Source organism: Pseudomonas kielensis (genome assembly GCF_014236655.1).
GTDB lineage: Bacteria > Pseudomonadota > Gammaproteobacteria > Pseudomonadales > Pseudomonadaceae > Aquipseudomonas > Aquipseudomonas kielensis.
Map to the genome: position 1 here is coordinate 42,828 of NZ_JACMYG010000029.1, position 26,062 is coordinate 68,889.

Annotated in this window: 24 protein-coding genes and 1 pseudogene; 6 read left to right on the plus strand and 19 right to left on the minus strand. The window is 60.2% G+C overall.

The window, feature by feature from the left end; all coding sequences use genetic code 11:
- The first annotated feature begins 32 nt into the window (after positions 1-32).
- Together H7995_RS22335 and H7995_RS22340 are read left to right on the plus strand one after the other, a co-directional pair.
- Positions 33-1,514 carry a methyl-accepting chemotaxis protein gene (locus tag H7995_RS22335; RefSeq protein WP_185818850.1) on the plus strand — a complete coding sequence of 494 codons (1,482 nt, stop codon included), beginning with the start codon at positions 33-35 and terminating at the stop codon, positions 1,512-1,514.
- Positions 1,515-1,626: 112 nt separating this feature from the next.
- Entirely contained in the window at positions 1,627-1,989 is a 363-nt protein-coding gene (locus tag H7995_RS22340; protein WP_166590133.1) for a terminase, read from the plus strand.
- 2 nt (positions 1,990-1,991) lie between these two features.
- Here the strand turns inward: H7995_RS22340 and H7995_RS22345 are convergent, their stop codons facing one another.
- The 3 genes from H7995_RS22345 to H7995_RS22355 all read right to left on the minus strand — a co-directional run bounded on the left by H7995_RS22345 (position 1,992) and on the right by H7995_RS22355 (position 4,110).
- The gene (locus tag H7995_RS22345; protein ID WP_166590132.1) at positions 1,992-2,789 is read right to left on the minus strand and encodes an acyl-CoA thioesterase; all 798 of its coding nucleotides are present in this window, start codon (positions 2,787-2,789) and stop codon (positions 1,992-1,994) included.
- A 187-nt stretch (positions 2,790-2,976) separates the two neighbouring features.
- Entirely contained in the window at positions 2,977-3,744 is a 768-nt protein-coding gene (locus H7995_RS22350; RefSeq protein WP_185818851.1) for a CHAD domain-containing protein, read from the minus strand.
- 87 nt (positions 3,745-3,831) lie between these two features.
- Positions 3,832-4,110 carry a hypothetical protein gene (locus tag H7995_RS22355; RefSeq protein WP_095168077.1) on the minus strand — a complete coding sequence of 93 codons (279 nt, stop codon included), beginning with the start codon at positions 4,108-4,110 and terminating at the stop codon, positions 3,832-3,834.
- A 213-nt stretch (positions 4,111-4,323) separates the two neighbouring features.
- On the opposite strand from H7995_RS22355, the gene H7995_RS22360 reads away from it, so the two are divergent.
- Positions 4,324-5,361, plus strand: coding sequence for a patatin-like phospholipase family protein (locus tag H7995_RS22360; protein ID WP_166590130.1), 1,038 nt, complete (start codon positions 4,324-4,326; stop codon positions 5,359-5,361).
- A gap of 22 nt (positions 5,362-5,383) precedes the next feature.
- On the opposite strand, the gene H7995_RS22365 is transcribed toward H7995_RS22360, so the two are convergent.
- The 6 genes from H7995_RS22365 to kdpF all read right to left on the minus strand — a co-directional run bounded on the left by H7995_RS22365 (position 5,384) and on the right by kdpF (position 13,320).
- Positions 5,384-6,076: a response regulator gene (locus H7995_RS22365; RefSeq protein ID WP_166590129.1), complete on the minus strand. Its 693-nt coding sequence runs from the start codon at positions 6,074-6,076 to the stop codon at positions 5,384-5,386.
- A gap of 48 nt (positions 6,077-6,124) precedes the next feature.
- Entirely contained in the window at positions 6,125-8,776 is a 2,652-nt protein-coding gene (locus tag H7995_RS22370; RefSeq protein WP_185818852.1) for a sensor histidine kinase, read from the minus strand.
- A gap of 65 nt (positions 8,777-8,841) precedes the next feature.
- Positions 8,842-9,393 (minus strand): potassium-transporting ATPase subunit KdpC, encoded by a 552-nt coding sequence (gene kdpC / locus H7995_RS22375; RefSeq protein WP_166590127.1) that lies wholly within the window; start codon positions 9,391-9,393, stop codon positions 8,842-8,844.
- Positions 9,394-9,447: 54 nt separating this feature from the next.
- Complete coding sequence (kdpB, locus tag H7995_RS22380) at positions 9,448-11,505, minus strand: potassium-transporting ATPase subunit KdpB (RefSeq protein ID WP_166590126.1); 2,058 nt, start codon at positions 11,503-11,505, stop codon at positions 9,448-9,450.
- Between the two features lie 22 nt (positions 11,506-11,527).
- Positions 11,528-13,222 (minus strand): potassium-transporting ATPase subunit KdpA, encoded by a 1,695-nt coding sequence (gene kdpA / locus H7995_RS22385; RefSeq protein WP_185818853.1) that lies wholly within the window; start codon positions 13,220-13,222, stop codon positions 11,528-11,530.
- A gap of 8 nt (positions 13,223-13,230) precedes the next feature.
- Positions 13,231-13,320 carry a K(+)-transporting ATPase subunit F gene (gene kdpF / locus H7995_RS22390; protein ID WP_095168066.1) on the minus strand — a complete coding sequence of 30 codons (90 nt, stop codon included), beginning with the start codon at positions 13,318-13,320 and terminating at the stop codon, positions 13,231-13,233.
- 276 nt (positions 13,321-13,596) lie between these two features.
- Here kdpF and rfbC point away from each other — a divergent pair, with 276 nt between their 5' ends.
- Both rfbC and H7995_RS22400 read left to right on the plus strand, forming a co-directional pair.
- Entirely contained in the window at positions 13,597-14,142 is a 546-nt protein-coding gene (gene rfbC, locus H7995_RS22395) for a dTDP-4-dehydrorhamnose 3,5-epimerase (RefSeq protein ID WP_166590124.1), read from the plus strand.
- A gap of 153 nt (positions 14,143-14,295) precedes the next feature.
- Entirely contained in the window at positions 14,296-14,463 is a 168-nt protein-coding gene (locus H7995_RS22400) for a DUF2897 family protein (protein WP_071554261.1), read from the plus strand.
- 50 nt (positions 14,464-14,513) lie between these two features.
- On the opposite strand, the gene H7995_RS22405 is transcribed toward H7995_RS22400, so the two are convergent.
- Together H7995_RS22405 and H7995_RS22410 are read right to left on the minus strand one after the other, a co-directional pair.
- Positions 14,514-15,365 carry an urea carboxylase-associated family protein gene (locus H7995_RS22405; RefSeq protein ID WP_166590123.1) on the minus strand — a complete coding sequence of 284 codons (852 nt, stop codon included), beginning with the start codon at positions 15,363-15,365 and terminating at the stop codon, positions 14,514-14,516.
- Between the two features lie 15 nt (positions 15,366-15,380).
- Positions 15,381-16,034 (minus strand): GntR family transcriptional regulator, encoded by a 654-nt coding sequence (locus H7995_RS22410; RefSeq protein ID WP_182341595.1) that lies wholly within the window; start codon positions 16,032-16,034, stop codon positions 15,381-15,383.
- Between the two features lie 175 nt (positions 16,035-16,209).
- Between H7995_RS22410 and H7995_RS22415 the strand changes: the two genes are divergently transcribed.
- Positions 16,210-16,767, plus strand: a complete 558-nt coding sequence (locus tag H7995_RS22415; RefSeq protein ID WP_166590121.1) for a TetR/AcrR family transcriptional regulator — start codon at positions 16,210-16,212, stop codon at positions 16,765-16,767.
- Positions 16,768-16,776: 9 nt separating this feature from the next.
- Here the strand turns inward: H7995_RS22415 and H7995_RS22420 are convergent.
- From H7995_RS22420 to H7995_RS22455, 8 genes and pseudogenes are all read right to left on the minus strand, one after another.
- Positions 16,777-17,358: pseudogene (locus H7995_RS22420) on the minus strand (SDR family NAD(P)-dependent oxidoreductase); the annotation flags it as partial.
- Positions 17,359-17,442: 84 nt separating this feature from the next.
- Positions 17,443-17,778, minus strand: a complete 336-nt coding sequence (locus H7995_RS22425) for a ComEA family DNA-binding protein (protein WP_166590120.1) — start codon at positions 17,776-17,778, stop codon at positions 17,443-17,445.
- Between the two features lie 113 nt (positions 17,779-17,891).
- Positions 17,892-19,886, minus strand: coding sequence for a polysaccharide biosynthesis protein (locus tag H7995_RS22430; RefSeq protein ID WP_182341597.1), 1,995 nt, complete (start codon positions 19,884-19,886; stop codon positions 17,892-17,894).
- 86 nt (positions 19,887-19,972) lie between these two features.
- On the minus strand, positions 19,973-20,992 hold the full coding sequence (locus H7995_RS22435; protein ID WP_185818854.1) for an MraY family glycosyltransferase: 1,020 nt from the start codon (positions 20,990-20,992) through the stop codon (positions 19,973-19,975).
- Positions 20,989-21,960, minus strand: coding sequence for a UDP-glucose 4-epimerase family protein (locus tag H7995_RS22440; protein ID WP_185818857.1), 972 nt, complete (start codon positions 21,958-21,960; stop codon positions 20,989-20,991). The genes H7995_RS22435 and H7995_RS22440 overlap by 4 nt, the downstream gene beginning before the upstream one ends.
- Before the next feature lie 110 nt (positions 21,961-22,070).
- Positions 22,071-22,982, minus strand: a complete 912-nt coding sequence (locus H7995_RS22445; protein WP_244647790.1) for a glycosyltransferase family protein — start codon at positions 22,980-22,982, stop codon at positions 22,071-22,073.
- A 203-nt stretch (positions 22,983-23,185) separates the two neighbouring features.
- Positions 23,186-24,298 (minus strand): non-hydrolyzing UDP-N-acetylglucosamine 2-epimerase, encoded by a 1,113-nt coding sequence (gene wecB, locus H7995_RS22450; protein WP_182341602.1) that lies wholly within the window; start codon positions 24,296-24,298, stop codon positions 23,186-23,188.
- 116 nt (positions 24,299-24,414) lie between these two features.
- Positions 24,415-26,062 (minus strand): glycosyltransferase family 2 protein (locus H7995_RS22455; protein ID WP_206684711.1); only part of this gene is annotated, 1,648 nt, incomplete at its 5' end.

Below are 26,062 nucleotides of genomic sequence, written 5' to 3' on the forward strand. Positions count from 1 at the left end.
CAATGTTGTTTCCGCTATCAGAGAAGACCTCCATGGGTGCCTGGCTTAGCAATATCTCGCTGAAATACAAGTTCTGGGCGGTCAATGCCGTCGCCTTCGTGACCACCCTGCTGCTGGTGCTGTACGCCGTGCAACTGGAGCAACAGGCGCGCAGCGAGGCCGCTCGGCAGGCCGCTGGCGCGCAAGCGCAATTGCTCCGAGCCTGGCCCGCCACCCAGCCGTTGCCGGCTAATGACGCGCTGCTGAACTTCAGCTCGGGGCAGATTCCCACGCTCGACGAGCGGCCGTTGCCGCAATTGAGCAATGCCAGCGGCTGGGTCTCGATCAATGCCATGCCGTTGTTCGGCGACCATCTGCTGATCGGTGCCGAGGTCCTGTCGCGGGGCAATGGCGAACGCACTGCCGTCCTGGCCTACGGCCCGAGCCTGACCCAGGTATTTGCCGATCGCTTCGTCAACTACGCGGCGGCGGTGTTGATCCTGATGCTGGCGATGCTCGGCGCCTCGCAGCTGTTGATCCGCTTTCTGCTCAGCCAGCTCAACACCCTCAAGGATGTCATGTTGCATGTCGAGAAGACCGGTGACCTGTCCGCTCGGGTGCCGCTGTCATGCGCCGATGAAGTGGGTCAGATGGCCAGTGCGTTCAATGCCATGCAGGCCGGCTACCAGCGCGTGGTCAATACCGTCGCCCACACCGCGCGCCAACTGGATGTCGGTGCAGCGCGCCTGGCCAACAGCATGAACGATGTCCGTCAGGGCATGCTCGGCCAGCAAAGTGAAACCGATCAGGCCGCCACCGCGATCAATCAAATGTCCGCCACCGTTTACCACATCGCCCAGCATGCCGGCGCAACGCGGGACCTGTCGCAAACCGCCGACGACCTGGCAGGCAGCGGCCAGCAGGTGGTCAGTCGCGTGCAGCACTCCATTGCCGGGCTGTCCACCGGCGTGCAGCAGACTGCCGCAATGATCCAGCGCCTGGCCGAGGACAGCCAGAAGATCAACGGCGTGGTTGGCGTGATCCACAGCATCGCCGAGCAAACCAACCTGCTGGCCCTCAACGCCGCCATCGAAGCGGCCCGCGCCGGTGAGATGGGCCGGGGGTTTGCGGTGGTCGCCGACGAAGTGCGCAGCCTGGCCAAGCGGGTCCAGGCCTCGACCGATGAAATCACACGCATGGTCTCGGCCCTGCAAGCGGGCACCCGCGACGCCGTGGACTTCATGCAGGATAGCTCCTTCAAGGCTGACGACTGCGTGCAGCAGGCGCAGGAGGCGGGCAGCGCCCTGGCAAAAATCACCAGCGCCGTGGCGCAGATGCGTGAAAGCAACACGCAGATTGCCGTGGCTGCCGAGCAGCAGAGCCAGGTGGCTGAAGAGATGAATCGCGCGGTGGTGAGCATCCGCGACGTGACCGAAAACACCGTGGCGCAGACCCTGGACTCGGCCAGCACCAGCGATGAGCTGGCAAAGCTGGCCGGTGAACTGAACCAGGCCATCGGCCAACTCAAGCTTTAGGTACTCTCACGGAGGGGGGGCTATCACCTCGATAGCCAACCTTGATTCGCCGCCTGTCAGGACCCGACCTATTCTTCAATCATGTGTTGTACACGGATCGAGGAGTACCTTCATGGGCAAACGTCACCCCAATCTTCCCGCCTGGCAATGGCGGGCATACCCGAACAATCACCAGCACCCGACCAACCTGGTTCTGCACCTGATTGCCGTGCCGCTGTTCATCCTGGGCTTTTTGCTGATCGTCTCCGGGGTGTTCAGCCTGAGCCTGGCCAATGTCGCCATTGGCGTGATCGGCTTGCTGGCCGCGCTGGGCCTGCAGCGCCACGGTCACAGCCTGGAAGCCCAGGCGGCCGAACCCTTTACTGATCGCAAGGATGCTGTCTCGCGGCTGCTGGTCGAGCAGTTCCTGACCTTCCCGCGGTATGTCTTGAGCGGCGGCTGGTGGCGCGCCTGGCGCGAACGTCACCGCCGCTGACATCAGGCGAAGATCGTCACCGTCTGGCGGCTCAGGGCAATCAATTGGCCCTCGGGGCTCCATAAGGCGGCAGCGGCATGGCCGTAGCCATCACGGGCGTGTTCGATCTCTACAGAGTACTTGCACCAGTCCAGGGTGCTCAGGGCCAGCAATGGTTGTACGAACTCGATGGTCCAGGTCAGCGTACTGCCGGCCGCTGGCTTGTTCAGGTGTGGCAACAAGGCCGGGGGCCAGGCATCCACCAGCGCCAGGATGTGCGCCTCGCTCACCACTTCGGCATTGGCTTCGTCACGCAAACGCACCCAGCCGCCCATGTCGCGCGACTTATTGCCGGTGAAAGGCAAGCCGCCGATGCTCCAGCGCATCGCCAGGTGGCGCATGAACTCCGGCGTCACACCTTTGATGTATGGCAGCTCCTGGCACTCGTCCCAATGCTTCATCGCCGGCGCGGGTGCGGCCAGCACCTCGACCTCGGATGGTCGCGAGGCGCCGAAGCTGCCCTGGACCAGCGTCACCACCTGACCGTTCTGCACCGCTCGCCCCAGCACCTGGCTGACCGCCTTGCCTTCGCGCAGCACCTCGACGTCAAAACGGATCGGCACGCCGGGCTCGGCCGGGCCGACAAAGGTGATCGCCAGCGAGCGCACCGGGCGCTCTGCCGGGACCCTGGCGCGCATGGCTTCGTACTGCAAGGCGGCGACCAGCCCACCAAAACTGGCGCGACCCTGCGCCCACTGCGCCGGAATGACCAGTTCATCAGGGGAACGGCGCACGGCGTCGAGTAATTCGCTAAAGCGCATGGCAACCTCAAGTCAGGGGAAAGGACTGCAGGATCTTAACCAGCCCAAGCGCTCTATACAGCACCTATTCCGGCCAAAGTGCCTGACAGATAGGCCGCCCTCGTAGCCGCTGCCGAGCAGCGCGAGGCGGCGTCGACGGCCGCAGGACGTTCATTGGACTTGGCAATGCATAACGCCGGCGCTGGATTCAAGACTTGAAGCAGGCGGCGCTCAGCCTGTCGAGCACTTGATCGGCACGCGCCTCGGCCTTGCTCATGGTCTGTTGCCAAACCGCCACGCAGGGCAGCAGATCGGACTCATGCTCGGCCCTGGCCAACCATTGCCAGCAATCGTGCCAGTCGCCCAGCGCTGCCTGCGCCGCCTTGAGCCGTGGCATGGCGGCCTTGGGCAAACGATCCAGCTCCGGATAGGCTTCGATGGCGTAGCGCACGCGCTTGATCAGCAAGCGCAGGCGATGACGGTCATGGGCCGGATCGTGCAGGGTCTTGTCCAGGCTATGCCACTGCTTGGCCAGACGCTTCTCGATGCGTGCTCGCAGGCGCTTGAGCAGCCCCTGGCGCTGGGAGGCGCGCAGGAACCGAGGGAAGGCATCGAGCACCATCAACAACTGCGCCAACTGGGGACTGCCGGCCACCGCCGGGTAGGCTTGGGCCATCTGCCGAATGCGTTGCTCGGCCGCTGCGGTTTGCCCGTGGCTGAGCAGATAGGCGGCCAACACTTCGCGGTCACGCATCGGCGTGGTCAAGGTGCCCACGCCCGCCGCTGCCGCTTCCAGTTGCTCGACGCCGGGCAAGCCACGCAAGGGGCGCAACAGGCTGCGTAACCGGCGCACCGTGGTGCGCAAGTCATGCAATGCCTCCGGGTCGGTGCTGGCACTCAGGCGGGCCTGGCAAGCCAGCAAACGCACATGCACGCCCAATACTTGAGCCACCAATCGATCCACCAACGCAGACATCCCGTTCTCCCCAGTCAACCCACTCATCCTCACCACTCTACGCTAGGCGCAACAACGGCTGTCGGTATTGCGCCAGGTCATGGATGGTTAGCGACCGGCGCGGGATTCGCGGATATAGAAGCGCGCTTTCTCGGCCTTGTTGGCGCAGCCTTCGAAGGCTTCGAATTGTTGCTGGGTCTTGGCCCCGGTCAGCAGCGACAGGGCCTTGGAGTAACTCACGGTGCCGGCGAATCCTTCGGCCTTGGCCAGGTCCAGCTCTTTCCAAGCGGAATCCAGTTGGCTGGCGCAGCTATCGCGATACGCCGTCTTGCCCGCGCAACCGGCCAGGACCAACGCAATCAATGGCAGACAGATCCATGCTTTCATCAATGACACCTCAAGGTAGAAATACAATCGTGCAGGGTATGACGGTCAACGCAGGTAAAAGTGCCTTGGCCCATCGCTGGAAACTATAGCGTCGGCGAGAATACCCATGCGCCGTCATCCAGTGTCGAAAAAACGACTGCTTGTGTCTGTGTGATTGAAGCACGCCCCTGAAAGGGTGCATTGTTAAAACCTGTTTGGCGAAGGATCAACTACATGAAAAAGCGTGTCGCACTGGTGCTCGGCTCCGGTGGCGCCCGGGGCTATGCCCATATCGGGGTCATCGAAGAAATTGAACGACGAGGCTACGACATCGCCTGCATCGCCGGTTGTTCCATGGGGGCCGTGGTGGGCGGCATCTACGCCGCTGGCAAACTCGAGGAGTACCGTGACTGGATTGAAAGCCTGGACTACCTCGATGTGCTGCGCCTGGTGGACGTGAGTTTTCGCCTGGGGGCCATACGCGGCGAAAAAGTCTTCGGGCAGATCCGCAAGATCGTCGGCGAGATCAATATCGAAGAGCTGCGCATTCCCTACACCGCCGTGGCCACCGACCTGACCAACCAGCAGGAAATCTGGTTCCAGGAAGGCTGCCTGCACCAGGCCATGCGTGCCTCGGCGGCCATTCCGAGCCTGTTCACCCCGGTGATGCAGGGCAATCGCATGCTGGTGGACGGTGGCTTGCTCAACCCGCTGCCGATCGTCCCCGTGGTCTCCAGCCACTGTGACCTGATCATCGCGGTCAACCTCAACTCCACCAACCAGAAGCACTATCAGCTGCCGGTGATCCAGCGCCCCGCCGCGTTCAAAAGCCGCTTCGACAGCCTGATCAACTCCCTCGGCTCGCACCTGCCGTTCCGTCGCAAGCAGGCCGAACAATTGCTCCTGCTGGAGCAGGAAGCGTTGCGCAGCGAAGCCGCCGAGATCAACCCCTGGCTCGAAGGCGCCGAACCCGAGGCCCAGCAACCCGCAGCCGCACCCGAAACCGAAGGGGCACCCAAGTCGGCAACCGGCTCGTTCATCATCGACAACGTCGGCCCGGCCTCCCTGCTCGACCTGATCAACCAGAGTTTCGAGGTCATGCAAACCTCCCTGGCGCAGTACAAGATTGCCGGTTATCCACCGGACATCCTGATCAACGTGCCAAAGCGCGTCTGCCGGTTCTTCGAGTTCTACAAAGCCCCGGAATTGATCGCCCTGGGCCGGGAGATTGCCCGGGACACCCTGGACCGTTACGAAAGTGAGCGCGATTGAGCATCCGCTGACGGGACAAGGTTCACGCGTCGCTCAACAACCGATACCCCACCCCTGCCTCGGTCAGGATGAACCGTGGTCGGGTCGGGTCGTCCGCCAGTTTCTGGCGCAAGTGCCCCACCACGATCCGCAGGTAGTGACTGTCCTCGACATGGGTCGGGCCCCAGATGTCCTTGAGCAGTTGCTGCTGGGTGATGACCCGTCCGGCGTGGCGTGCCAGTTGCGCCAGCACTGCGTACTCCTTGCGGGTCAGCGCCACTTCGACGCCGTCGAGCAGGACGCGGCGGTACGCCAGGTCCACCGTCAGCGGGCCGATGGTCAGCGCTGCTTCCGGCGCCTGGCCAGCAGGAGCCTGGCGCAACAGGGCCCGGATACGGGCGAGGAATTCCTGGATGCCGAACGGCTTGGTCACGTAGTCGTTGGCGCCACCGTCCAGGGCTTCGACTTTCTGCCCCTCGCTGGCACGCACCGACAACACCAGCACCGGCACCTTCGACCACTCGCGAAACTCGCGCAGGACCTGTTGGCCATCCATGTCCGGTAGACCGAGGTCGAGCACCAGCAAGTCCGGTTTGTTCAGCGCAGCCTGGGCCAGGCCTTCGCTGCCCGTGCCGGCTTCCAGCACTTTGTAGCCCTGGGAAGCCAGGCTGATGCGCAGGAACTTGCGGATCTGCGGCTCATCGTCGATGACCAGGATGGTCGTAGTCTGGCTCATGATTTCCATTCAACATAAAGAACTGGCGACAGAGTAGCGCAGCTCGCCTCAGGCTTCACTTTCCAACCCCGGTTGTGCCTGCAACGGCAGGTGCAGGGTGATGCAGGTGCCATGGCCATTGATGCCATCGCCAACGCTGATGCGCCCGCCGTGGGCTCCGACCATGCCCTGACAGATCGCCAGGCCCAGCCCCGTGCCCTGCCCGCCCCGATCCCCGCGGGCGGCGGTGTAGAACATATCGAAGATCTTCGCCCGCTCCTCTTCCGGGATCCCCGGGCCTTCGTCACTCACCGAGAAATACAGCTCGCTGTCCGTCGCCCCGGCACTCAGTTGCAGATGGCCCTGGACCGGGGAAAAACGTGCGGCGTTTTCCAGCACATTGACCAGCGCCTGTTCGATCAGCGCCGCGTGCACGAACAGCAGCGGCAGTTCGGCCGGCACCTCGACAGCGACCTGCAACGGCGCCAGCACCGCGCGCAAGCGATTGAGCGCACTGCCAACGATATCGGCCGGCGACACCCAGTCGCGCGCCAGCTTCAGCGCGCCATGGCCCAGTCGGGTCATGTCCAGCAGGTTCTGGATATAGCGGTCCAGCCGCTCGGCTTCATCGCGCGTGCCTTCCAGCAGTTCGCGACGATCCTCCAGCGGGATCGCCTCGCCCAGCGCCAGCAGGCTGTCGATGCTGCCGCGCATGGACGTCAGCGGCGTGCGCAGGTCGTGGGACACCGACGCCAGCAAGGCGCTGCGCAGTTGTTCGGTTTCACCGTGCAGGCGCGCTGCCTCCAGGTCTTCGGCCAATTGGGCGCGGGCCAGGGCCTGGGCCAGGGGCTGGCTCAGCGCCGTCAGCAAGCGCCGCCGTTGGCCGCTGAGCGGCTCGTCTTCGCGCGGGCACACGCCGAGCAGGCCCAGCGGGCCGTCATCGACCGACAACGGCCACCACCACCAGCGACCGAACGGCAAGGTTCCCGTGCCCTTGCCCGCCGGCTGATCGTGTTGCCAGGCCCATTCGGCGGCCGCGCGCTCGGCTTCGGAAAACTGCAACGGCCCGCCGGTTTCCACCTTCCAGCCGCCCTGGGCGTCACGATTGACCAGGCACAACTGCAGATCATTCCAGCCCACAAGGTGCTGCGCCGCCGCACTGACCACGGCCTGACGGTCAGTTGCGGCCGTGAGTTTGCGCGACAGGTCCAGCAGCTCGCTGGTCTCTTGCTGAGTATCACGCAGTGCCTGCAATTGCCGCCGCTGGCGGGCGGCGAGGTTGCCGGTGAGCGCCGCCATCAGCAGGAAAAACAGCAAGGTCAGCACGTCTTCTTCGCGCTGGATGGCAAACGAGAAGTTGGGTGGGATAAACAGAAAATCGTAGGTCAGGAACGACAGTGCAGCGCACACCAGCGCCGGCCCCAGACTACTGCGCACCGCCACCAGCAGCACTGCCGCAAGAAAGACCAGGGAGATGTTCGGCAGGGGCAGCAGGCTCGAGACGGCCCACGCCAGGCCGCAGGCCAACAGGGTGGCCAGCGGTGCCAGGGCGTAGTCGAACCAGACCAGGGCCTGGGGCGAACGCTGGCGCGGTGCGTGCTGTTGCTCATCGCTGTCCAGTACGTTGATTTCCAGGCCACGGGCATTACGCAACAGGCGTGAGGCCAGCCCGCCGCCAAACAGCCGCCGACGCCAACGTGGTCGAGACTGGCCGACCAGCACCAGGCTGGCACGCCGCTCGGCGGCGTGCTGAATCAGGGTCTTGGCCACTTCGCCGGCACGCAGCAACACCACTTCGCCGCCCAACCGTTCGGCCAACTGCTGGGCGCTTTGCAGGCGCAAGCGCGACTGTTCATCTCTGGCGCTGCCGTTGTCCACATGCACCAGGCTCCACGGCAAATGCCGCCGCTGGGCCACCCGACTGGCGTGACGCACCAGGCGTTCGGCCTGGGCATCGCCGTCGACCCCCACCAGCAAGCGTCCCCGCACTGCCGGCGCGGCCTGGCCCAACTGCCGATAGCCACGGCTGAGGTCGTCGTCGACCTGGGCCGCTGCGGTTTGCATCGCCAGCTCGCGCAACGCGGTGAGATTGGTCTGGGTGAAGAACGCATCGATCGCCGCCCGTGCCTGCTCGGGTACATAGACCTTGCCGTCACGCAGGCGCTCGAGCAGCTCACGGGGCGGCAAGTCGATCAGCAACAGCTCGTAGGCTTCCTGCAGCACCCAATCGGGCAGGGTCTCGCGCACTTGTACGCCGGTGATGCCGCGCACCTGGTCATTGAGGCTTTCCAGGTGCTGGACGTTGACCGTGGTGTAGACATCGATACCGGCCGACAGCAGCTCCTGGATGTCCTGCCAACGCTTGGCGTGGCGACTGCCGGGGGCATTGCTGTGGGCCAGTTCGTCCACCAGCACCAGCTTTGGCCGGGCCTTGAGCAGGCCGTCGAGGTCCATCTCCTCGAGCATCACCCCACGGTATTCCGAGCGCAGCAACGGTTGTTGCGGCAATCCGCCGAGCAAGGCCTCGGTCTCCGCGCGGCCGTGGGTTTCCACCACCCCGGCCATGACCTTCACCCCCTGGCGCAACTGGCTATGAGCGGCCTGCAGCATGGCGTAGGTCTTGCCGACGCCGGGCGCCGCGCCGAGAAAGACCTTGAGCCGGCCGCGGCCGTCGTGGGGCAGATCGGCTAGCAGTGCATCGGCGCGGCCGGAGTCGCTCATGGGAGGCTCTTCATTCAGGTGATTGGGGGGTGTCGCTCGGTTTGTCTGCGCAGGCCCGACAGCGCCTACAACGGCAACTGCTCAAGCGCCCGGTTCAATTGCAGCACATTGACCACCGGTGGGCCTACCAGCGGCCGTTCGATATGCGCGTTGAGCAATTGGCGCAACGTCGCCACCGGCACATTTCGCGCAGCGGCAACCCGCGCCAGTTGATAGGCAATCGCGTCCGGAGGCAAGTGCGGATCGAGGCCGCTGCCGGAAGTGGTCAGCAACGCCAATGGCACCGGGCCCTGGCCGGGGACCAACAGTTTGTTGGCCTCATCGATGACCCGCGTAGCCAGCGCCGGGTTGCTCGGTGCCAGGTTGCTGGCGCTGCTGGAAACGGTGGCAAAGGCCCCCGCCGACGGCCGTGGATGGAACCAGGCATCACCGACGAAATCCTGGGCGATCAACGACGAGCCGCGCACTTTGCCATCGGCATCACGCACCAGGCTGCCATTGGCCTGGTCCGGGAAGGCGACCTGGGCCACGCCGGTCACTACCAGTGGATAAGCGACGCCGGTAATCAGAGTCATCAGAACTAGCAGGCTCAAGGCCGGGCGAATCATTGTGGACATGTCACACCCCTCAATTCAGTTAAAACGCCACGCACCAGGCGTGGCGCAGGTCCGTTACACCAGATGCAAGGCGGTCAGCAGCAGGTCGATCAACTTGATGCCCACGAATGGCACCACCAGCCCGCCCACGCCGTAGATCAGCAGGTTGCGGCGCAGCAGATGGGCGGCGCTGGCGGCCTGCACCCGCACCCCACGCAAGGCCAGTGGAATCAACGCAACGATGATCAAGGCGTTGAAAACGATGGCCGAGAGAATCGCGCTCTGCGGGCTGCTCAGGTGCATGATGTTGAGCACCCCAAGCTGTGGATAAATCGCCGCGAACAGTGCCGGCAGGATGGCGAAATACTTGGCCACGTCGTTGGCGATGGAAAAGGTGGTCAGCGCCCCGCGCGTCACCAGCAACTCCTTGCCGATCTGCACCACGTCCAGCAACTTGGTCGGGTCGCTGTCGAGGTCGACCATGTTGGCCGCTTCACGTGCCGCCTGGGTGCCATCGTTCATCGCCATGCCAACGTCAGCCTGGGCCAGGGCCGGGGCGTCGTTGGCGCCGTCACCACACATGGCCACCAGACGGCCGTCGTTCTGTTCCTGACGGATGCGCGCCAGCTTTTTCTCCGGCGTGGCTTCGGCCAGCACATCATCGACGCCTGCCTCCGCAGCAATCGCCGCCGCGGTCAGCGGGTTGTCACCGGTCACCATGACGGTGCGGATCCCCAGCTTGCGCAGTTCGGCAAAACGCTCGCGAATCCCGGGCTTGACCACGTCCTTGAGGTGAATCGCGCCCAGCAGTCGACCGTCGGCGCAGACCAGCAACGGCGTGCCGCCGCTCTGGGCGATCTTGTCGATTTCCCGCGACATCGGTGGCAGCAGGTCGGCACGCTCCTGACCGACAAAGGCCAGCAGTGAATCCACCGCGCCCTTGCGGTAGACGCGTCCTTGATAATCGACCCCGGACAACCGGGTTTCGGCGCTGAATGGCACGCCGGTCACTGCTTCGGCGGCAGGCTCAGGCTGTGGATAAAGTCCGCGCAGGTACTCGACGATCGATTTGCCTTCGGCCGTGTCGTCCGCCAGCGAGGCGAACAACGCCCCTTCGGCCAGTTCCTTGGCGCTGACCCCAGGCGCCGCATAGATGGCCGCGCAACGCCGGTTGCCGAAGGTGATGGTGCCGGTCTTGTCCAGCAACAGCACATGCACGTCACCCGCCGCTTCCACGGCACGGCCGGACTTGGCGATCACGTTGAGCCGCACCAGGCGGTCCATGCCGGCAATCCCGATGGCCGACAGCAAGCCACCGATGGTGGTGGGAATCAACGTCACCAGCAGCGCCACCAGGAACACCAGCGGCAGGTTGCCATTGGCGAAGTGGGCAAAAGGTTGCAAGGTCACGACCACCACCAGGAAAATCATGGTCAGGCCGATGAGCAGGATATCCAGCGCCACTTCGTTCGGGGTTTTCTGGCGCTTGGCGCCTTCGACCAGGGCGATCATCCGGTCCAGTGTCGACTCACCGGGGTTAGCGGTGATGCGCACCAGCAGCCAGTCGGACACCAGCCGGGTATTGCCGGTGACCGCCGAGCGATCACCCCCGGATTCGCGGATCACCGGGGCGGACTCACCGGTAATCGCCGCCTCGTTGACGGCGGCGATGCCTTCGATCACCTCACCGTCCCCCGGGATCATTTCCCCGGCCTCGACACGCACCACATCGCCTTTGCGCAGGTTGGCGGCGGGCACTACCTGAAAGCTGCCATCGGCCTTCTTGCGTCGCGCACTCAGGCCTTCACTGCCAGCCTTGAGGCTGTCGGCGCGGGCCTTGCCACGACCTTCGGCCAGGGCTTCGGCAAAGTTGGCGAACAGCACGGTGAACCACAGCCACAGGGCAATTTGCGCGGCGACGTAGGTCGGCACCGCAGTGTCCGGGATGAAGCACAAGACCGTGGTGAGGATCGCCGTGAGTTCGACCACCAGCATCACTGGCGAGCGCTTGAGCTGGCGCGGGTCGAGCTTGACGAAGGCTTGCACCAGCGCCGGCCGCCACAGAGCCGAGATTGCGGTTTTTGGTTGCTCCGGGGCCTTGGCGGCCACGGGTTTGGTTGCGGGCATATTCATCATCCAGCTCCTATACAGTGGCTCAGAAGCCCAGGCTCAAATGTTCAGCAATCGGACCCAGCGCCAGGCTCGGCAGGAATGTCAGGCCACCCACCAGCAAAATGGTCACGGTCAACAGGGTCACGAACAGCGGACCATGGGTCGGGAAGCTGTTCTGGCCAATCGGTGCGGCCTTTTTCTGCGCCAGGCTACCGGCCAGTGCCAGCACGGGCAGGATGTAGCCAAAGCGTCCGATCAACATGCCAAGGCCCAGCATCAGGTTGTGGAACGGCGTGTTGGCACCCAGGCCGGCGAAGGCCGAACCGTTGTTGGCGCTGGCCGAGGTGTAGGCGTAGAGCAACTGGCTGAAGCCGTGGGGTCCCGGGTTGCTGATGGTGGCCATGGGGCCAGGCAGGCTGGCCGCCAGGGCACCCAGTACCAGCACACCCACCGGCATCACCAGCAAGGTCACCACCAGCAACTGCACTTCCTTGGCCTGCAACTTCTTGCCCAGGTATTCGGGGGTCCGGCCGATCATCAGGCCGGCGAGGAACACCGCAATCAGTACGTTGAGCAACATGCCGTAGAGGCCGGCACCCACGCCGCCGAAGATCACTTCGCCGACCATCATGTTGATCATCGAGACCATGCCGCTCAGCGGGTTGAGGCTGTCGTGCATGCCGTTCACCGAGCCGTTCGACGCGGCCGTGGTGGTCACCGACCAGAGCACCGTGGCGGTGGTACCGAAACGCGCTTCCTTGCCTTCTTGCGGCGCGCTTTGTTCGACGGCCGCATTGTTCAGGCTCGGGTTGGGCTGGTATTCGGCCCACAGCGACACGCTGCCGCCAATCAGGAACAGCGCGAGCATGCAGGCGATGATCGCCCGGCTCTGGCGCAGGTCCTTGACGTAATGGCCGAAGGTGAACACCAGTGCCGCCGGAATCAGAATGATTGAGCCGACTTCAAACAGGTTGCTCCAGGCGCTGGGGTTCTCGAAGGGGTGCGCGGAGTTGACACCAAAGAAACCACCGCCGTTGGTCCCCAGTTGCTTGATCGCGATCTGGCTGGCGGCCGGCCCCAGGGGGATGACCTGGTCGACGCCTTGCAGGGTCAGCGCACTCACGTACTGGGCGAAAGTTTGCGGCACGCCCTGCCAGACCAGGAACAGCGCCAGCAGCAGGCACAGCGGGAGCAGGCCGTAGAGCGTGGCGCGGGTCATGTCGACCCAGAAGTTGCCCAGGGTGTGGGCCGACTTGCGCCCGATACCGCGGCACAAGGCAACCAGCACGGCCAGGCCGGTGGCGGCGCTGACAAAGTTCTGCACGGTCAGGCCGACCATCTGGCTCAGGTAGCTGAGGGTCGCTTCACCGCTATAGGACTGCCAGTTGGTGTTGGTCATGAAGCTGACGGCGGTATTGAACGCCTGGGTCCATTCCTGCCCCGGCAGATTCTGCGGATTGAGCGGCAGGTAGTTCTGCAACAGCAGGATCGTGAACAACAGCAAAAAGCCCGCGAGGTTGAACGCCAGCAAGGCCAGGGTGTACTTCTGCCAGCTCTGCTCGCTGTGGGGGTCAACCCCGGCGAGACGATAACAGCCACGCTCCACGGGCCCCAGGACCGGCGACAACCAAGTACGCTGGCCCTCCATGACCTTGTAGTAGAAGCGTCCCAGGAACGGTGCAGGAATCAGCACCAGGGCGAAAAAGGCCAGGATCAGCCAATAGTCATAACTGTGCATAGCCGCTCCTAGCTCCGGTCCGCGCGCAACAACGCGACCAATAGATAAATGAACAGTCCCACCGCCAGCAGCAGGGACACCCCGTCCAGAATGTTCATTGAATTTCTCCGAGTTACGGCGTGTTGCCGCGTGTGCAGTGATTGTCGGCAAGGAGGGCGTAAAGGAACGAGACCAGGGGGGATGGCGAGGCATAAAGAAAGCGTAAAGAGTGGGCTCTGGCGAGTGTCAGGGCCCGATTTACGGGGCGTGGCGGGGCTCGATCAGCGACGACGCTTGCACACCCATGCCTGAGCGAACGTCAGCATTTGCGCTCGCACAAAACGGCTACTTCGGGCGAGAATGCCGACCATCGTCGTCTATTGCTGGAGAACATGATGAATGTAGTCAACACCGATCTGCCGGGTGTTCTGATTATCGAGCCGAAGGTGTTCGGTGACGAACGTGGGTTCTTTTACGAGAGTTTCAACGCGAAGGCTTTTGCCCAGGCGACAGGCCTGAACACCCAGTTCGTTCAAGACAACCACTCGCGTTCACAACAGGGCGTGTTGCGCGGCCTGCATTACCAGCTGGAAAACACCCAGGGCAAGTTGGTGCGGGTAACGGCAGGTGAGGTACTGGACGTTGCCGTGGATATTCGCCGCAGCTCGCCACACTTTGGAAAATGGGTCGCGGTACGCTTGTCCGCCGACAATCATCGCCAGCTGTGGGTGCCGGAAGGTTTCGCCCACGGGTTTGTGGTGTTGAGTGAGTTCGCCGAGTTTCTCTACAAGACCACCGACTACTACACCCCTTCGGCCGAGCGCAGTATTCGTTGGGACGACCCGGACCTGGCGATCGACTGGCAACTGGCTGATGCCCCGCAACTCTCCGCCAAGGATCAGGCAGGCGCTTGGTTCAAGGACGCCCAGGTCTTCGATTGAAACCCGCTCGCTGCGCCGAGCGGATGTAGATCAGGTGATCCTGGCGCAACAGGCCTAGAATGGAACCACGGAGAATCGTTGTGACTCAAAGTGGATATGCACGACATTGTCGCGAAACCGTTCGCCTCGATGCCTGCCCTTAAGGAGAGCCCTATGCCCTGGTATGCCTGGTTGATTCTGGTGGTTGCGATCGGATCGATCGTCGGTGGTCTGATGATGTTGCGCGACACCGCGAACAAGGTCGAATTGACCGACGAGCAACGTAAACGCGTGGCTGAACGTAACGCGGAAATGGACGCCAAGGACGCTCAGGATCGTTGACCCTGGCGCCGGCCGGGATGTTGCCATTGTGCATCCCGGCCAGCCCCGCCCTACTCCTGCCAGTCGGCCTTGGCGATATGCAGCCCGTGCAAGCCTTTGTACGCCGCCCGTTCAGGCTGACTCCAGCCTTGCAGCAACTCATCGTCCAGCCGATAGATTTCCACCCCCAGTGGCCGGCAAACACTCAACGGGTCCTGGGCATCCGGCCCCCACATCGCCAGCGACAAATCCCCGCCCGGGCACGTCGACAACGCGCACAACAGATCGATCTCGGCAAAAAATTCCAGGTAGTCGCCTTTGCGTGCCGGACAGGCTTTCATGAAATACAGGTCATCGTGGTTCAGGCCTGTGCACTGGAAGATGTTCAGCACGTCATGCACGTCGAACTCGGTCAGGCCATGGGGCAGCACCGCACGGGTCAGGTTGGAATGACAGTGATGGTGAAAGTCTTCGCCGGTGAGCATTTTGTTCACGTAGGGATCACAGCGCGTGCCCAGCAAGTCATGCAGGCGGCCGCCGTGTTCGTCGATCCCGTAGTCGGCCAGGCTATCGTCGGTGATGGTCACCAGTGGCCTGAGAAATGGCAGGTTTGACCAGAGTCGGTCATGGGTGCTGACATGGGCCCCCTGCAACTGCCGGGTCCGGGCCGCCCATAAGCGCTCGCGCGGATCGTTGGCATTCCAGACGTTAAAATCCCCCACCTGCGGTCCCACCGGCGTGGTCACCCGAAACACATGGCCGGCGGGAACATGCCAGGCGCGACCGGTACGAATGGGCACCTCGAACTGCTCGATCAGCGTGCGGCCATCCGGGGTGTCGCGGATTCGCTGGTAAAACGCGGTATCGACCTGCAAGGCCGAACCCTTACTGACCTGGTAGGCCGCTGGATAGTCTTTGTACATGGCGTGATTCCTCGATCAGTGGCGCGAGCCAGGGTTGAATACCTCGAGCAGTTGCTGCTCGGAGTCGTCCAGGTAAGTGCTCAAGGCTTCGAGAGCGGCCGGACGGTCGTTCTCGATCAGGTGTTGGTAAATCATTCGGTCGCGCGCCAGCCACGGCGCCTGGAACCTGGATTCATCGGGCGCAGCGCTGAAAACCAGGCGCAATTGCGCGACGACGGTGGTGAAGAACTCGTCGAACAACGGACTGCCCAGCAACCCGACAATCCGTTGGTGAAAACGCAGGCTGTGGGTACCAACGGCTCGCCAGTCTTCCCGATCACGGGCCAACTGCGTGGCCTCGATGGCCTCGCGCATGGAGTCCGACTGTTGCTCGCGCAGCGGCCGGCTGGCGGCGATTGCCTGCAACTCCAAGGTGCGCCGCACCTGGAACAGGTCGCGTACCTGATCGGCGCCGGGCTGGCGAACCATGACCCCTTTGTGCCGCACGTAGCGGGTCAGGCCTTCCTGCCCCAGGCGGTGCAAGGCTTCGCGAATAGTATTGCGCGAGGCGTTGTAGGCCAGTACCAGGTCCGCCTCTGTCAACGCTTTTCCCGGCAGCAAGCGCCCGCCAATGATATCGGCGCGCAGCTCCAATGTGATGTGGTCAGCCAGGGACAATCCATCACTCATACTCATCACCTCAGGATTGTTGAACAATCTTCCGGGAATGAGTAATCACTATTCATGCCAGCTACTTATGGCCAATAAGGGAGTCTGGCCCCATCTGCATGTTTTTTAGAAATAGAAGTACAGTCACCATTCCATTTAGCTTGGTTAATATGGCGCATTGCCGTGGAGATTAAGAATGCGCTACTCGCAGGACCATAAAGCCCAGACCCATCAGCGCATCATCAAGGAAGCAGCCGCACGCTTTCGCCGCGACGGAATCGGTGCCACTGGCCTGCAACCCCTGATGAAGGCCCTGGGCCTGACCCATGGCGGTTTCTACTCACACTTCAAATCCAAGGACGAACTGGTCGAAAAGGCCCTGCAAGCAGCGGGCGAGGAAGTCAGTGAGCTTTGTGCGGCACTGTTCGCGCAAGAGCGCCCCCTCCAGACCTTTATCGACACCTACTTGTCCGAATGGCACAAGACCTCTCCCCATGAGGGTTGCCCCCTGCCCACCATGTCGTCGGAACTGGGCTTGCGCGGACAGGCCAGCCCTACCAGCGATGTCGTGCTCAATGCTCGTCTGCAGCAGGTTGAGCAAGCCCTGGGCAGTGAGGATGCGGCGGATAAGAGCCTGATCATCATGTCGACCCTGGTCGGCGCCCTCCTGCTGTCGCGCAGCGTCGAAAGCCCGGAGTTGGCCCAGCGGATTCTCGACGTCACGCGTGAGCATCTGAACAAGCTGGTGGAGTAAAAATCCGCCCTATTTGTAACGTGCGGCGGCGACGTATTTCGACAGGTTCGGCGCCAATGCGTGACGCGCGGTAACAAACCCATCCCAGTCTGCGGCATCAGGTAGCGAAGGAATGCTGATCAATTCCCCTTGGTCGAAACCCGACAAGGCAGCGTCAACCCTCTCTCCAGCGTCCATGACCCTCTCTGCCGGGAGGGCGCTTGGGTCGATTGCGCAACATTCCCAGATTTCGGTACGCGTCACCCCGGGCAACACGGGCTGGACCCGCACCCCGCTGCCACCGAGCTCGGCGTTGAGCGATTGGCTCAGGCTCAACACGTAGGCCTTGCTCGCACTGTAGGTGGCGTTGAAGCGCTCGGGGATCAGCGCGACCACCGATGCCAGGTTGATAATTGCCCCGTAACCCGCCGCCGAGAAACTCGCCGCGGCTGCCGAGGCCAAACGTGTCACGGCCACCACATTGAGTTGAATCATTCGCTCCAGTTGATCCTGGTCGGCACTCGCCAAGAGGCCCTCCGCCGCCACCCCGGCGTTGCTCAGGAGCAGGCTGATGCGCGGATCGGTACGCAGGCGCTGCTCGACTGTGAGCAAAAAACCCTCCCCTACCTGCCGGTACTCAATCCCACAAACAAAAAAGGCCGGTCAATGACCGGCCTCAGTGCGGGCGCTCGGGTATCAGTTCACTTCCAGCCGGTCGCGATTCTTGTCCAGGAGCGTCTTGCCAATGCCCTTGACCTCCAACAACTCATCCACCGAGGCGAACGAGCCATTGCTGTCACGGTACGCAACAATAGCCTTGGCTTTGGCCTCGCCGATCCCGGAGAGATCGCGCTGCAAGGTGGCCACATCGGCTTTGTTCAGATCGACCTTGGCCGCCATTTCTGAAGATGCCACTGGCATCGTTGCAGGCGCTGGAACGGTTTCGAGTTTAGGGGCAGGAGCAGCGATTGCTGCAACTGAGGCACTGGTCAACAGGGCGAAAACCAGAGAGTGGAAGTAGCCTGTACGCATAAGTGACGCTCCATGACTTCGTTGAGAGAGAAGCAGCTTTTCCAAAGCTGCCTCCCAAACCTAGGTCATGGCGGGCTTCTGTCAAAAATGTGTGCGTTGCAGAGTATGTAGCATCAGGGCTCAAGGCGGCGTTGCTGGTAGATCCAGTCGACAATTTCCCCGTCCGGGGTATAGCCGCTGACGGTTTCGCGCAGCAACTGGCGAACGCGCGCGTAATCGTCCTGTTCAACGGCCCGCAACAGTTTAGCCAGGCGCACCTTCAGATCATCCCAAGGCAGGTGATCCTCGTTTGCACTCATGATCATCGGGTGCTGGGTGGCCGCCACGTTGTCGCCTATCAGCAACTCTTCGTAAAGCTTTTCACCCGGGCGCAGGCCCGTGAACTCAATGGCAATGTCACCCTGCAGGTTCTTCTCCGAACGAATGCTCAAGCCAGACAGATGGATCATCTTCTCTGCAAGCTCGACGATTTTCACCGGTTCGCCCATATCGAGTACAAATACATCCCCGCCCTGCCCCATGGAACCCGCCTGGATGACCAGTTGCGCCGCCTCGGGAATGGTCATGAAGTAACGCGTGATCTTGGGGTGCGTTACCGTAAGCGGACCACCGGATTTGATCTGGCTGTGGAACAGTGGGATCACAGAACCGGATGACCCCAGCACGTTGCCGAAGCGGACCATGGTGAACCGGGTTTTATTGACCCGTGATACGTTGCCTTTGTCGCCAAACAGCACCGGAGCGATTTCACGACTGAGAGCCTGCAGCGTCAGTTCGGCCAAGCGCTTGGTACTGCCCATCACATTGGTTGGGCGAACCGCTTTGTCAGTGGAAATCAGCACAAAGCTGGCGACCCCCGCTTGCAATGCAGCCTGAGCGGTATTCAGCGTGCCGATCACGTTGTTGAGCACGCCTTCGGCAATGTTGTGCTCGACCATAGGCACGTGTTTGTACGCGGCTGCGTGGTAAACGGTATCCACCCGCCAGGTCTTCATCACATCCAACAACTTGTCCTGATGGCGGATCGACCCCAGGATCGGCAGCAAACGAACGGACGAGGACTCACAACTGGCTCGCTGCTCAAGCTCGGACAAAATGCAGTAGAGATTGAACTCACTGTGCTCGAACAACAGCAGGGTGGTCGGTGCGAGGGAAAAAATCTGTCGACATAGTTCGGCGCCAATGGAGCCTCCCGCGCCGGTCACCATCACCGTCTTGCCCTTGATACAACGCTCCAGTAAATCGGATTGTGCCGGAACCGAATCCCGACCAAGCAAGTCGGCGATATCGACTTCCTGAATATCTTCGACTTTAACCCGGCCACTGGCCAGATCAGTGAAATTCGGAACACTGCGGATATGTAATGGAAATCCCTCAAGGACATTGAGAATTTCCCTACGCCTCGCTCGGGTCGAAGACGGCAGTGCCAACAGAATTTCCTGCGCCCCCGTTACATCGATCATCTGTTGAATGCGCTTGGGATTGTAGACCAGCAGCCCCGAAATAGACCGGTCCGCAATACTCGGGTCGTCATCAATGAAGGCGACCGGTCGCATCACGCGCCCCATGCGAAGCGCTGCGACTAGCTGATTTCCCGCGACGCCCGCGCCATAGATGGCCACTTTGGTCAAACCATCATCGCGGTTGGTGAACGGCACATGTTGAGCCGCCGTGAACCAATCGCCCATGAAGTAATGGCGCATGCAAAGGCGAAGACCGCCAATGATCACCAGGCTCAGCCACCAGTAGTTGAAAATGATGGAGCGCGGCACGACAGCTTGATGATTGCTGTACCAATAGACAACGACCGCCAGGATCAACGAGGACAGACTGACGGCCTTGATGATCGCAATGAGAGCGTCATTGCCGAAATAGCGCATGACCGCACGGTACATGCCGAAACGGATGAAGAGCGGAATGGCAACGATTGGAGCGCAGACAAATAGCCAGAAGTGGACCTTGACTGGATTGAGCACATCATCGATACCTAGACGCACTATAAATGCCATCCATAGCGCTACCCAAACCAGCAGCACGTCAGTGATGACCTGAATCAGTCTTTTTTTACGTCTGGGTAGTCCAAGTAAAAACGTTCTAACTTTATCCATAAGCCCCTCAAACACTGCAACTTTCTCCCTCGTTTTGCCCCAATTCCTGAAGCCTTAGACATAAACTCAGGAGGATCGATGAGTCCTTAAGGGGGACATTCCAGTTCCCCTGCGCGAAACCACCATGCCAACACTAGCAATGGACTATAGGCCAGCAGCAATCCAATCGCACCGTCCAGACTATAAAGAGTAACGCAAAGGGCAATTGGCAGCAGCCAGCCCAGATTGATCAATCCGACGGCGAGCGTCACAGGAAGGTGCTTGCCAAACCGACGCGAGGCAAACTGATAGGCGTGGCTACGATGGGCTTCGTAAATCCTGTCCCCGCGTATCAGTCGACGCAGCAGGGTGAAAGTCGCATCAACGATAAACACCCCCATCAGGATCAGCCATCCCCAAAGCAGTTGCGCTGAAATCCAGCCAGCCTGAAGGGACAGCACCCCAAGCATTATGCCTAGAAAACCACTACCGGCATCGCCCATGAATATCTTGGCAGGGGGGAAATTCCAGCAAAGAAAACCTGCGACGCAAGCACCCAACAACAAGGGAGCCCAGATCGAGCCGCTTTGCCCTGACATCGCGTACAGCAGGCAGGCTCCAAAGCAGGCACAAACAGCTTCTACGCCTGCGATGCCATCAATGCCATCCATGAAGTTATAGAGATTGAGCATCCAGACCAGGTAAATCACGGCCAACGCTGAGCCTGCCCAGCCCAGCTCTAGCTCAACTCCCAACACACTAATAGCAGGCAAGCCTCCCAACCAGAATATGGCCCAGGCAGCGGCAATGAAATGCCCGAGTAAACGCCATCTCGCGGCTATGTGCCCATGATCATCCATGAACCCAATGATCGCGATGAGCGCCCCCGCCCCAGCACACGCGGCAAAAACAGCAGGAGAAACCAGCCCAAAAAACAACAATGGGACCAGCGCCAGCAGAAAGGTCAACACAATAGCCACGCCACCACCACGTGGGGTTGGCAGTACGTGTGAGCTACGTGCGTTCGGAACGTCCATCAGACTACGGGCGACTGCGTAGCGACGCATTGCTCCCGTCAGTAAAAAGGAGACACCTACGGCCACGAGAACAAACCAAGCGTAACTCACGAGTTTTTAGACTCTGAAAAATGCCGCGCTGTGGTGCGCAAAGACTGCTCCAGGCTCACGGGCGGTGACCACCCCAGGAGTTGCTTGTTTTTACTGATATCCACCTGCAGAGAATCGAAAAGGCGCTGGGCAAGTGCTTGCCTGCCTAACAACAGCGCCAGCCCCCTCATTATCCAAACAGGCAAAGGAATGAGACGGGCAGGCCGACACAAGGCCTCACTGGTCTTGCGTAGCAAATCAGTAGTGGATACATCCTGACCATCACTGACCAAAAACGTCTGATTGGCAGCAAGAGGGTGATTGAGGCACACAGTGATCAGATCGATCAGGTTATCCAGCGCGACCAGACTGCGACGATTGTGGACCGCGCCCAATGGCAGCGGCACGCCCCTGGAAAGCCATTTCATCATGCTCAGAAAGTTGGCCTTGACGCCAGGACCATAAATCAACACCGGACGAATGATGACTACCTCCATGGATGTGCTGGACGCCAACTCCCGCAGCCCCTGCTCCGCTTCCATCTTGGTAATCCCATAGGGGTCGATTGGAGCAGGAACATCATCTGCGCAACACGCGGTGCCGGGTTCAGTACGCTCACCATTGACCTTGATCGAGCTTATGAAAATGAAACGCTTGACGCCCGCTGCAGCAGCTTGTCTGGCGAGGTTCAGCGTGCCGTCGACATTGACTTTACGAAACTCGGCCAACGGATCAGCGCTGGCCTCTTTCATGACATGGACTCGGGCTGCCGCGTGGACGACTTTGTCGACACCGCAAAGGGCCTGCTTCCAATCGGTATCTGCGTCCAGGTCCTGGATGTGTAGAACCCGCGCAGAGGGGGGAAACCCTGCTTGGATATTTCTGGCAGGTAGAACGAGCGCGCAGCTATCCATGGCGGCCAAGTGCTTTACCAAGGCGGACCCGAGAAAACCGCTCCCTCCTGTAACAAGAATCGTCTCAGCGTTCATTTCAATAACCTTGGCAAAAAACAAGACTGCACACACGATGCAGGCTAATAAAACTGCGCTTTAGACTTCGCAAGCGCTGACCCATGGTGGGTATCGTCGAAAATATCAGCTCAGGCAGGATCGAAAATTTTCGCAGAAGAGAACCGAGCACTCCAGGAATTTACCTGCCGAAACTGCTCTATCTGGTCCAAGGTAAATCTAAACGCCAGAGCCGCTTCGACCGTGCTGGTCAAACTAGACGGGGTGTCAGCCTGGTGCACGGTAAATACGCCGGGCTGGAGGGCATGCACGCGCATTTCGCCAAAATCAGAGGTAATGACCGGTAAACCGAGTGCGCAGTACTCGTAATACTTGATGGGGTCCACCGACTCGGTCAACTCCGTGATCTTGAACGGAATCAACCCCACGTCAAACGCCTGCATAGCCGCAATGGCCTGTGCATGTGAACACTGCGGCAGAACCTCAACATTGGCGGGCAACTTGAACGGTGCTGGCGTGTAGATGGGACCGATCAAACGGACGGTGACGTCAGTGCATCCTGCCAGACGCTCGATCATCTCCCAATCGAACCATTTCCCGATGGTCCCCACGTACCCCAAGATCCTGGAGCCCGAACGCAGAGCCTGTTGCTTGACAGGTGGCAGCACTTCGACCGCGCAAGCATTCTGGCATAGGCGGACATCACCCCCCGGGCGCATCTGTTGTGCTCTGTGCATAAGTAAAGTGGACGACACCAGCACATGGTCTACAGCGCTGACTACCGCTCGCTCCTTGCGCTGCATCGAGCGCTTGGAAAGTCCACTGTAGAACGCCGGAAAATCATCCATCGAATCGTAAATAATCTTCGCAAAACGACCACCACTCAACAGTTGCAACGCAAAGGCCGATGGTTTGCCAATAACCAGGCTGGTAGGCCCGGCACTCGCGAAGGCATTTATCTCCTGCACCAGGGCGCGTCGCAGATAGCGGTTGACGACGTTCAAACCTGAAATCGGCTCGATGGGCAACGCTTTGACCGTCAAGCATTTCAACCAGGGCTCCGACCTGCTCTGAGGGTTACTGGGGCTCGGCCGGGTCGCAAAATCTCCCAAGCCGGGTAGCCGGGTCGGATAAGGATCAACCCAGAGCACCTCCCCCCCGTAGAGTGCGTGAAACCACTCGACGAATTTATGTGGGCGTTGGGAAAAGCTGTCCCACGGCACCGGGGATAGGTAAACCATGCGATTCAACAAAAATGCTCCCGCAAAACCCCGATAATCCGTGCAGATGCTTTGCCATCTCCGTACGGAGAAACTCCAATAGCCATCTTCTTGTACTCATCAGGATTGTTGAGGAGCTTTTCGGCCTCACCAACAATCACTCCAACATCCGTACCCACCAGCCGAGAACATCCAGCAGCTATCGCCTCGGGACGCTCTGAGCTTTCGCGCATGACTAATACAGGCTTTCCTAGTGCTGGCGCTTCCTCCTGAACCCCCCCTGAGTCACTGATAATGAAGCTGGCCAGCTTCATCGCCATTACGAACTCTTGGTACCCCAATGGATTGACCAGATGGAGATTAGCAACATTACCCAACAGCTCATAAGCAACGGTACGAATACTCGGGTTGGGGTGAACAGGAAAGAGCACTTCAACATCGGGGTTATTAACGGCGATCATTTTGATAGCGGTACAAATATCAACGAACGGCTGCCCAAAGTTTTCTCTTCGGTGCGCCGTTACCAGAATCATCCGCTTGGTGTGGTCCAATGGAACCGAAAGCGATATTTCTCTTGCCGCCGTGTAGTGCAACGCATCGATAACGGTATTACCCGTTATGAACACCTTATGGCCAGGTGTGCGCTCCGCCAATAGATTCTCGGCAGCACTCGACGTCGGAGCAAAGTGCCAATGCGCCAACACGCCGGTCATCACCCGATTGGCCTCTTCAGGAAATGGACTATTGATATCGCCCGTCCGGAGTCCAGCTTCAATATGACCAAACGGAACACCCGCATAAAAACATGCCAAAGACGCCGCCAATACGGTAGTCGTATCTCCTTGGGCCAGCACCGCATCAGGCTTTTCCGCCAACAGCACCTTGTCCAGTTCGAGAAGTAACTTTCCCGTCAACGAGATCAATGACTGGTTGGGCTGCATGATATCCAAGTCGATATCAGGAACGATCGAAAAATCCATCAGCGTCTGATCAAGCAAATCGCGATGCTGAGCCGTAGCCAGAATCCTGACTTCCACCCAATCTTGCTCTTTCAGACCAAGAATAAGAGGCGCCATCTTTATGGCTTCAGGTCGTGTGCCGATAATGCACAGGATTTTTTTTCGAGGGTGGCTCAACATAGAAACGGCCGCTTAGTATTAATGTGAAAGCCTTGCAAGAGGCCATCTTCAAGGTGGGTAACCGAAGATGACCCCAACAGCTCATGGAAGGTATTTCAACCTCGACGTCGCCCGGCTCAGGCAGAGTAGTCGACAAAGAACTCCGGTTGATGCTTCCACTTCTCCTTGAAATAAGTTGAATTTCTCAGGAACAGCGTTTTGTACCTATCACTTCCGCTATCGGCACCCGTTGTCTGATGGGGCTGGTGACGAATCCCGGACAAGTCGCGGAACGAAACCTCCATTCCCAGCGCCCGGATCTGGAAGCACAGATCTGTATCCTCAAAGCAGGTTGGGTCGTAATACGTATCGAAACCTTCAATTGCGTCGAATACCGAGCGACGCATAAAGAAGCCGCTGGTGCCAAGGAATCCGATATCGGAGCGATAACCCTCGCGTATCGCGACAGGGTTCATTGCACGGTTCGGACAGTAATCCGCAATCATCCCACCCAGGTCAGTGCGGGTTGCATCAAACCAACCCGCATTCCAACCGATTACCCCGACGCTGGCGCGATTCTCAAGAATTGACAACGCCTCAGCAAAACCGGATGACCCCGTGAACCACTGATCGCTATCGAAAAAGGTAATGTATTTTCCACTGGCATGGGTGACGCCCAGGTTACGACCGGAGGAGCAGCCATTCTCAGGGTTTCTTACCAGCTTGACGCCAGGGAACTGTTGCTCAACGATTTCTGCTCCGCCATCAGAGCTGGCGTTATCGACAACGATGACTTCCTTGATATATGCACCACAGTGTTTCTGCAGGGTTTCAAGGCACCGCGCAATGATGCCGGCGTTGTTATGGATAAGAATTACCACACTGAGATCGTTGCGCGGAGTTGCCGGCACCAGGGATTCCAAGCGGGCGAGCCAAGAGTTATCCGATACAAACAAATCGTTCTTCAGGACGACTGGGAAGCGACTATTGATATCCCCCACAACCTCAGCATCGGGAAGATGCAGGTAATTATTCAGCTGAGGAATATCGATGGCCTGGGAGCTAATCACCGGTTTATTCAGAAAGGCGCCTGCATAGATGCCTTGAGGCAGGCCTGCATTCGCGGGCGTCGTCTTCAAAAATGGTGAAAGCAAGAAATCACTATGAGCAATGAGCGCATTAGCGTTATTCAGGCACTCTTGGGGAAGTGTCACTACGTTATTAGGTAGCCCTTCAGAGCGATTGAACACCCCCAACAGATAGAACGTCACCTGCGGGTTCATGCCTGCGATGCGTTCAACGTACGGCCAGTCAACACTGGCCTCCTCCCCTGGGGCAAAGATAACAGCCTTGGTACCACTGACCCCGTGGTACTGCGACGGGACCTGATAGTTCTGGTAGATATCAAAGTAGGTATGACTGGCCGCAGTAGGGACACACACCACAGGTGTGTTGTTGAACGCTGCCAGATAACTGGTTGCCTGTGTGCAACTTACACAGAAGGCACTGACCTTGCTGGCCAACTCCTTGAACAACGGTGTGCTGACGACCCGCGGATCGGCCAGGCTCGCAGAAGTATCAAGGTAAGACTTCAGTCCGCGACTTTGGGCGTACTGAAGGTACGGCAGTACTGCCAGATCCAGCATAAAGTTCAAGAGTACCGAACGCTCGGAAAGCAGCGAGAACAGCTTGGTGACAGACAGTTGACTCAAGGACATTTGCAGTAGACCCGCTGGCCCCTGCGGCCCCGTACCACTCAGCACACTTGTGTGATCTTTGGTCAGG

Bases quoted from the DNA above. Each gene is read 5' to 3' on its own strand.
- H7995_RS22425 (WP_166590120.1), bottom strand. From the start codon at position 17,778: ATGCGTACAGGCTACTTCCACTCTCTGGTTTTCGCCCTGTTGACCAGT.
- kdpB (WP_166590126.1), bottom strand. From the start codon at position 11,505: ATGAATATGCCCGCAACCAAACCCGTGGCCGCCAAGGCCCCGGAGCAA.
- H7995_RS22360 (WP_166590130.1), top strand. From the start codon at position 4,324: ATGAAAAAGCGTGTCGCACTGGTGCTCGGCTCCGGTGGCGCCCGGGGC.
- H7995_RS22370 (WP_185818852.1), bottom strand. From the start codon at position 8,776: ATGAGCGACTCCGGCCGCGCCGATGCACTGCTAGCCGATCTGCCCCAC.
- H7995_RS22350 (WP_185818851.1), bottom strand. From the start codon at position 3,744: ATGTCTGCGTTGGTGGATCGATTGGTGGCTCAAGTATTGGGCGTGCAT.
- H7995_RS22355 (WP_095168077.1), bottom strand. From the start codon at position 4,110: ATGAAAGCATGGATCTGTCTGCCATTGATTGCGTTGGTCCTGGCCGGT.
- H7995_RS22410 (WP_182341595.1), bottom strand. From the start codon at position 16,034: ATGAGTGATGGATTGTCCCTGGCTGACCACATCACATTGGAGCTGCGC.
- kdpF (WP_095168066.1), bottom strand. From the start codon at position 13,320: ATGAACATTCTGGACGGGGTGTCCCTGCTGCTGGCGGTGGGACTGTTC.
- H7995_RS22365 (WP_166590129.1), bottom strand. From the start codon at position 6,076: ATGAGCCAGACTACGACCATCCTGGTCATCGACGATGAGCCGCAGATC.
- kdpA (WP_185818853.1), bottom strand. From the start codon at position 13,222: ATGCACAGTTATGACTATTGGCTGATCCTGGCCTTTTTCGCCCTGGTG.
- H7995_RS22340 (WP_166590133.1), top strand. From the start codon at position 1,627: ATGGGCAAACGTCACCCCAATCTTCCCGCCTGGCAATGGCGGGCATAC.
- H7995_RS22430 (WP_182341597.1), bottom strand. From the start codon at position 19,886: ATGGATAAAGTTAGAACGTTTTTACTTGGACTACCCAGACGTAAAAAA.
- H7995_RS22400 (WP_071554261.1), top strand. From the start codon at position 14,296: ATGCCCTGGTATGCCTGGTTGATTCTGGTGGTTGCGATCGGATCGATC.
- H7995_RS22415 (WP_166590121.1), top strand. From the start codon at position 16,210: ATGCGCTACTCGCAGGACCATAAAGCCCAGACCCATCAGCGCATCATC.
- H7995_RS22345 (WP_166590132.1), bottom strand. From the start codon at position 2,789: ATGCGCTTTAGCGAATTACTCGACGCCGTGCGCCGTTCCCCTGATGAA.
- H7995_RS22440 (WP_185818857.1), bottom strand. From the start codon at position 21,960: ATGAACGCTGAGACGATTCTTGTTACAGGAGGGAGCGGTTTTCTCGGG.
- rfbC (WP_166590124.1), top strand. From the start codon at position 13,597: ATGAATGTAGTCAACACCGATCTGCCGGGTGTTCTGATTATCGAGCCG.
- H7995_RS22335 (WP_185818850.1), top strand. From the start codon at position 33: ATGGGTGCCTGGCTTAGCAATATCTCGCTGAAATACAAGTTCTGGGCG.
- H7995_RS22405 (WP_166590123.1), bottom strand. From the start codon at position 15,365: ATGTACAAAGACTATCCAGCGGCCTACCAGGTCAGTAAGGGTTCGGCC.
- kdpC (WP_166590127.1), bottom strand. From the start codon at position 9,393: ATGTCCACAATGATTCGCCCGGCCTTGAGCCTGCTAGTTCTGATGACT.
- wecB (WP_182341602.1), bottom strand. From the start codon at position 24,298: ATGTTGAGCCACCCTCGAAAAAAAATCCTGTGCATTATCGGCACACGA.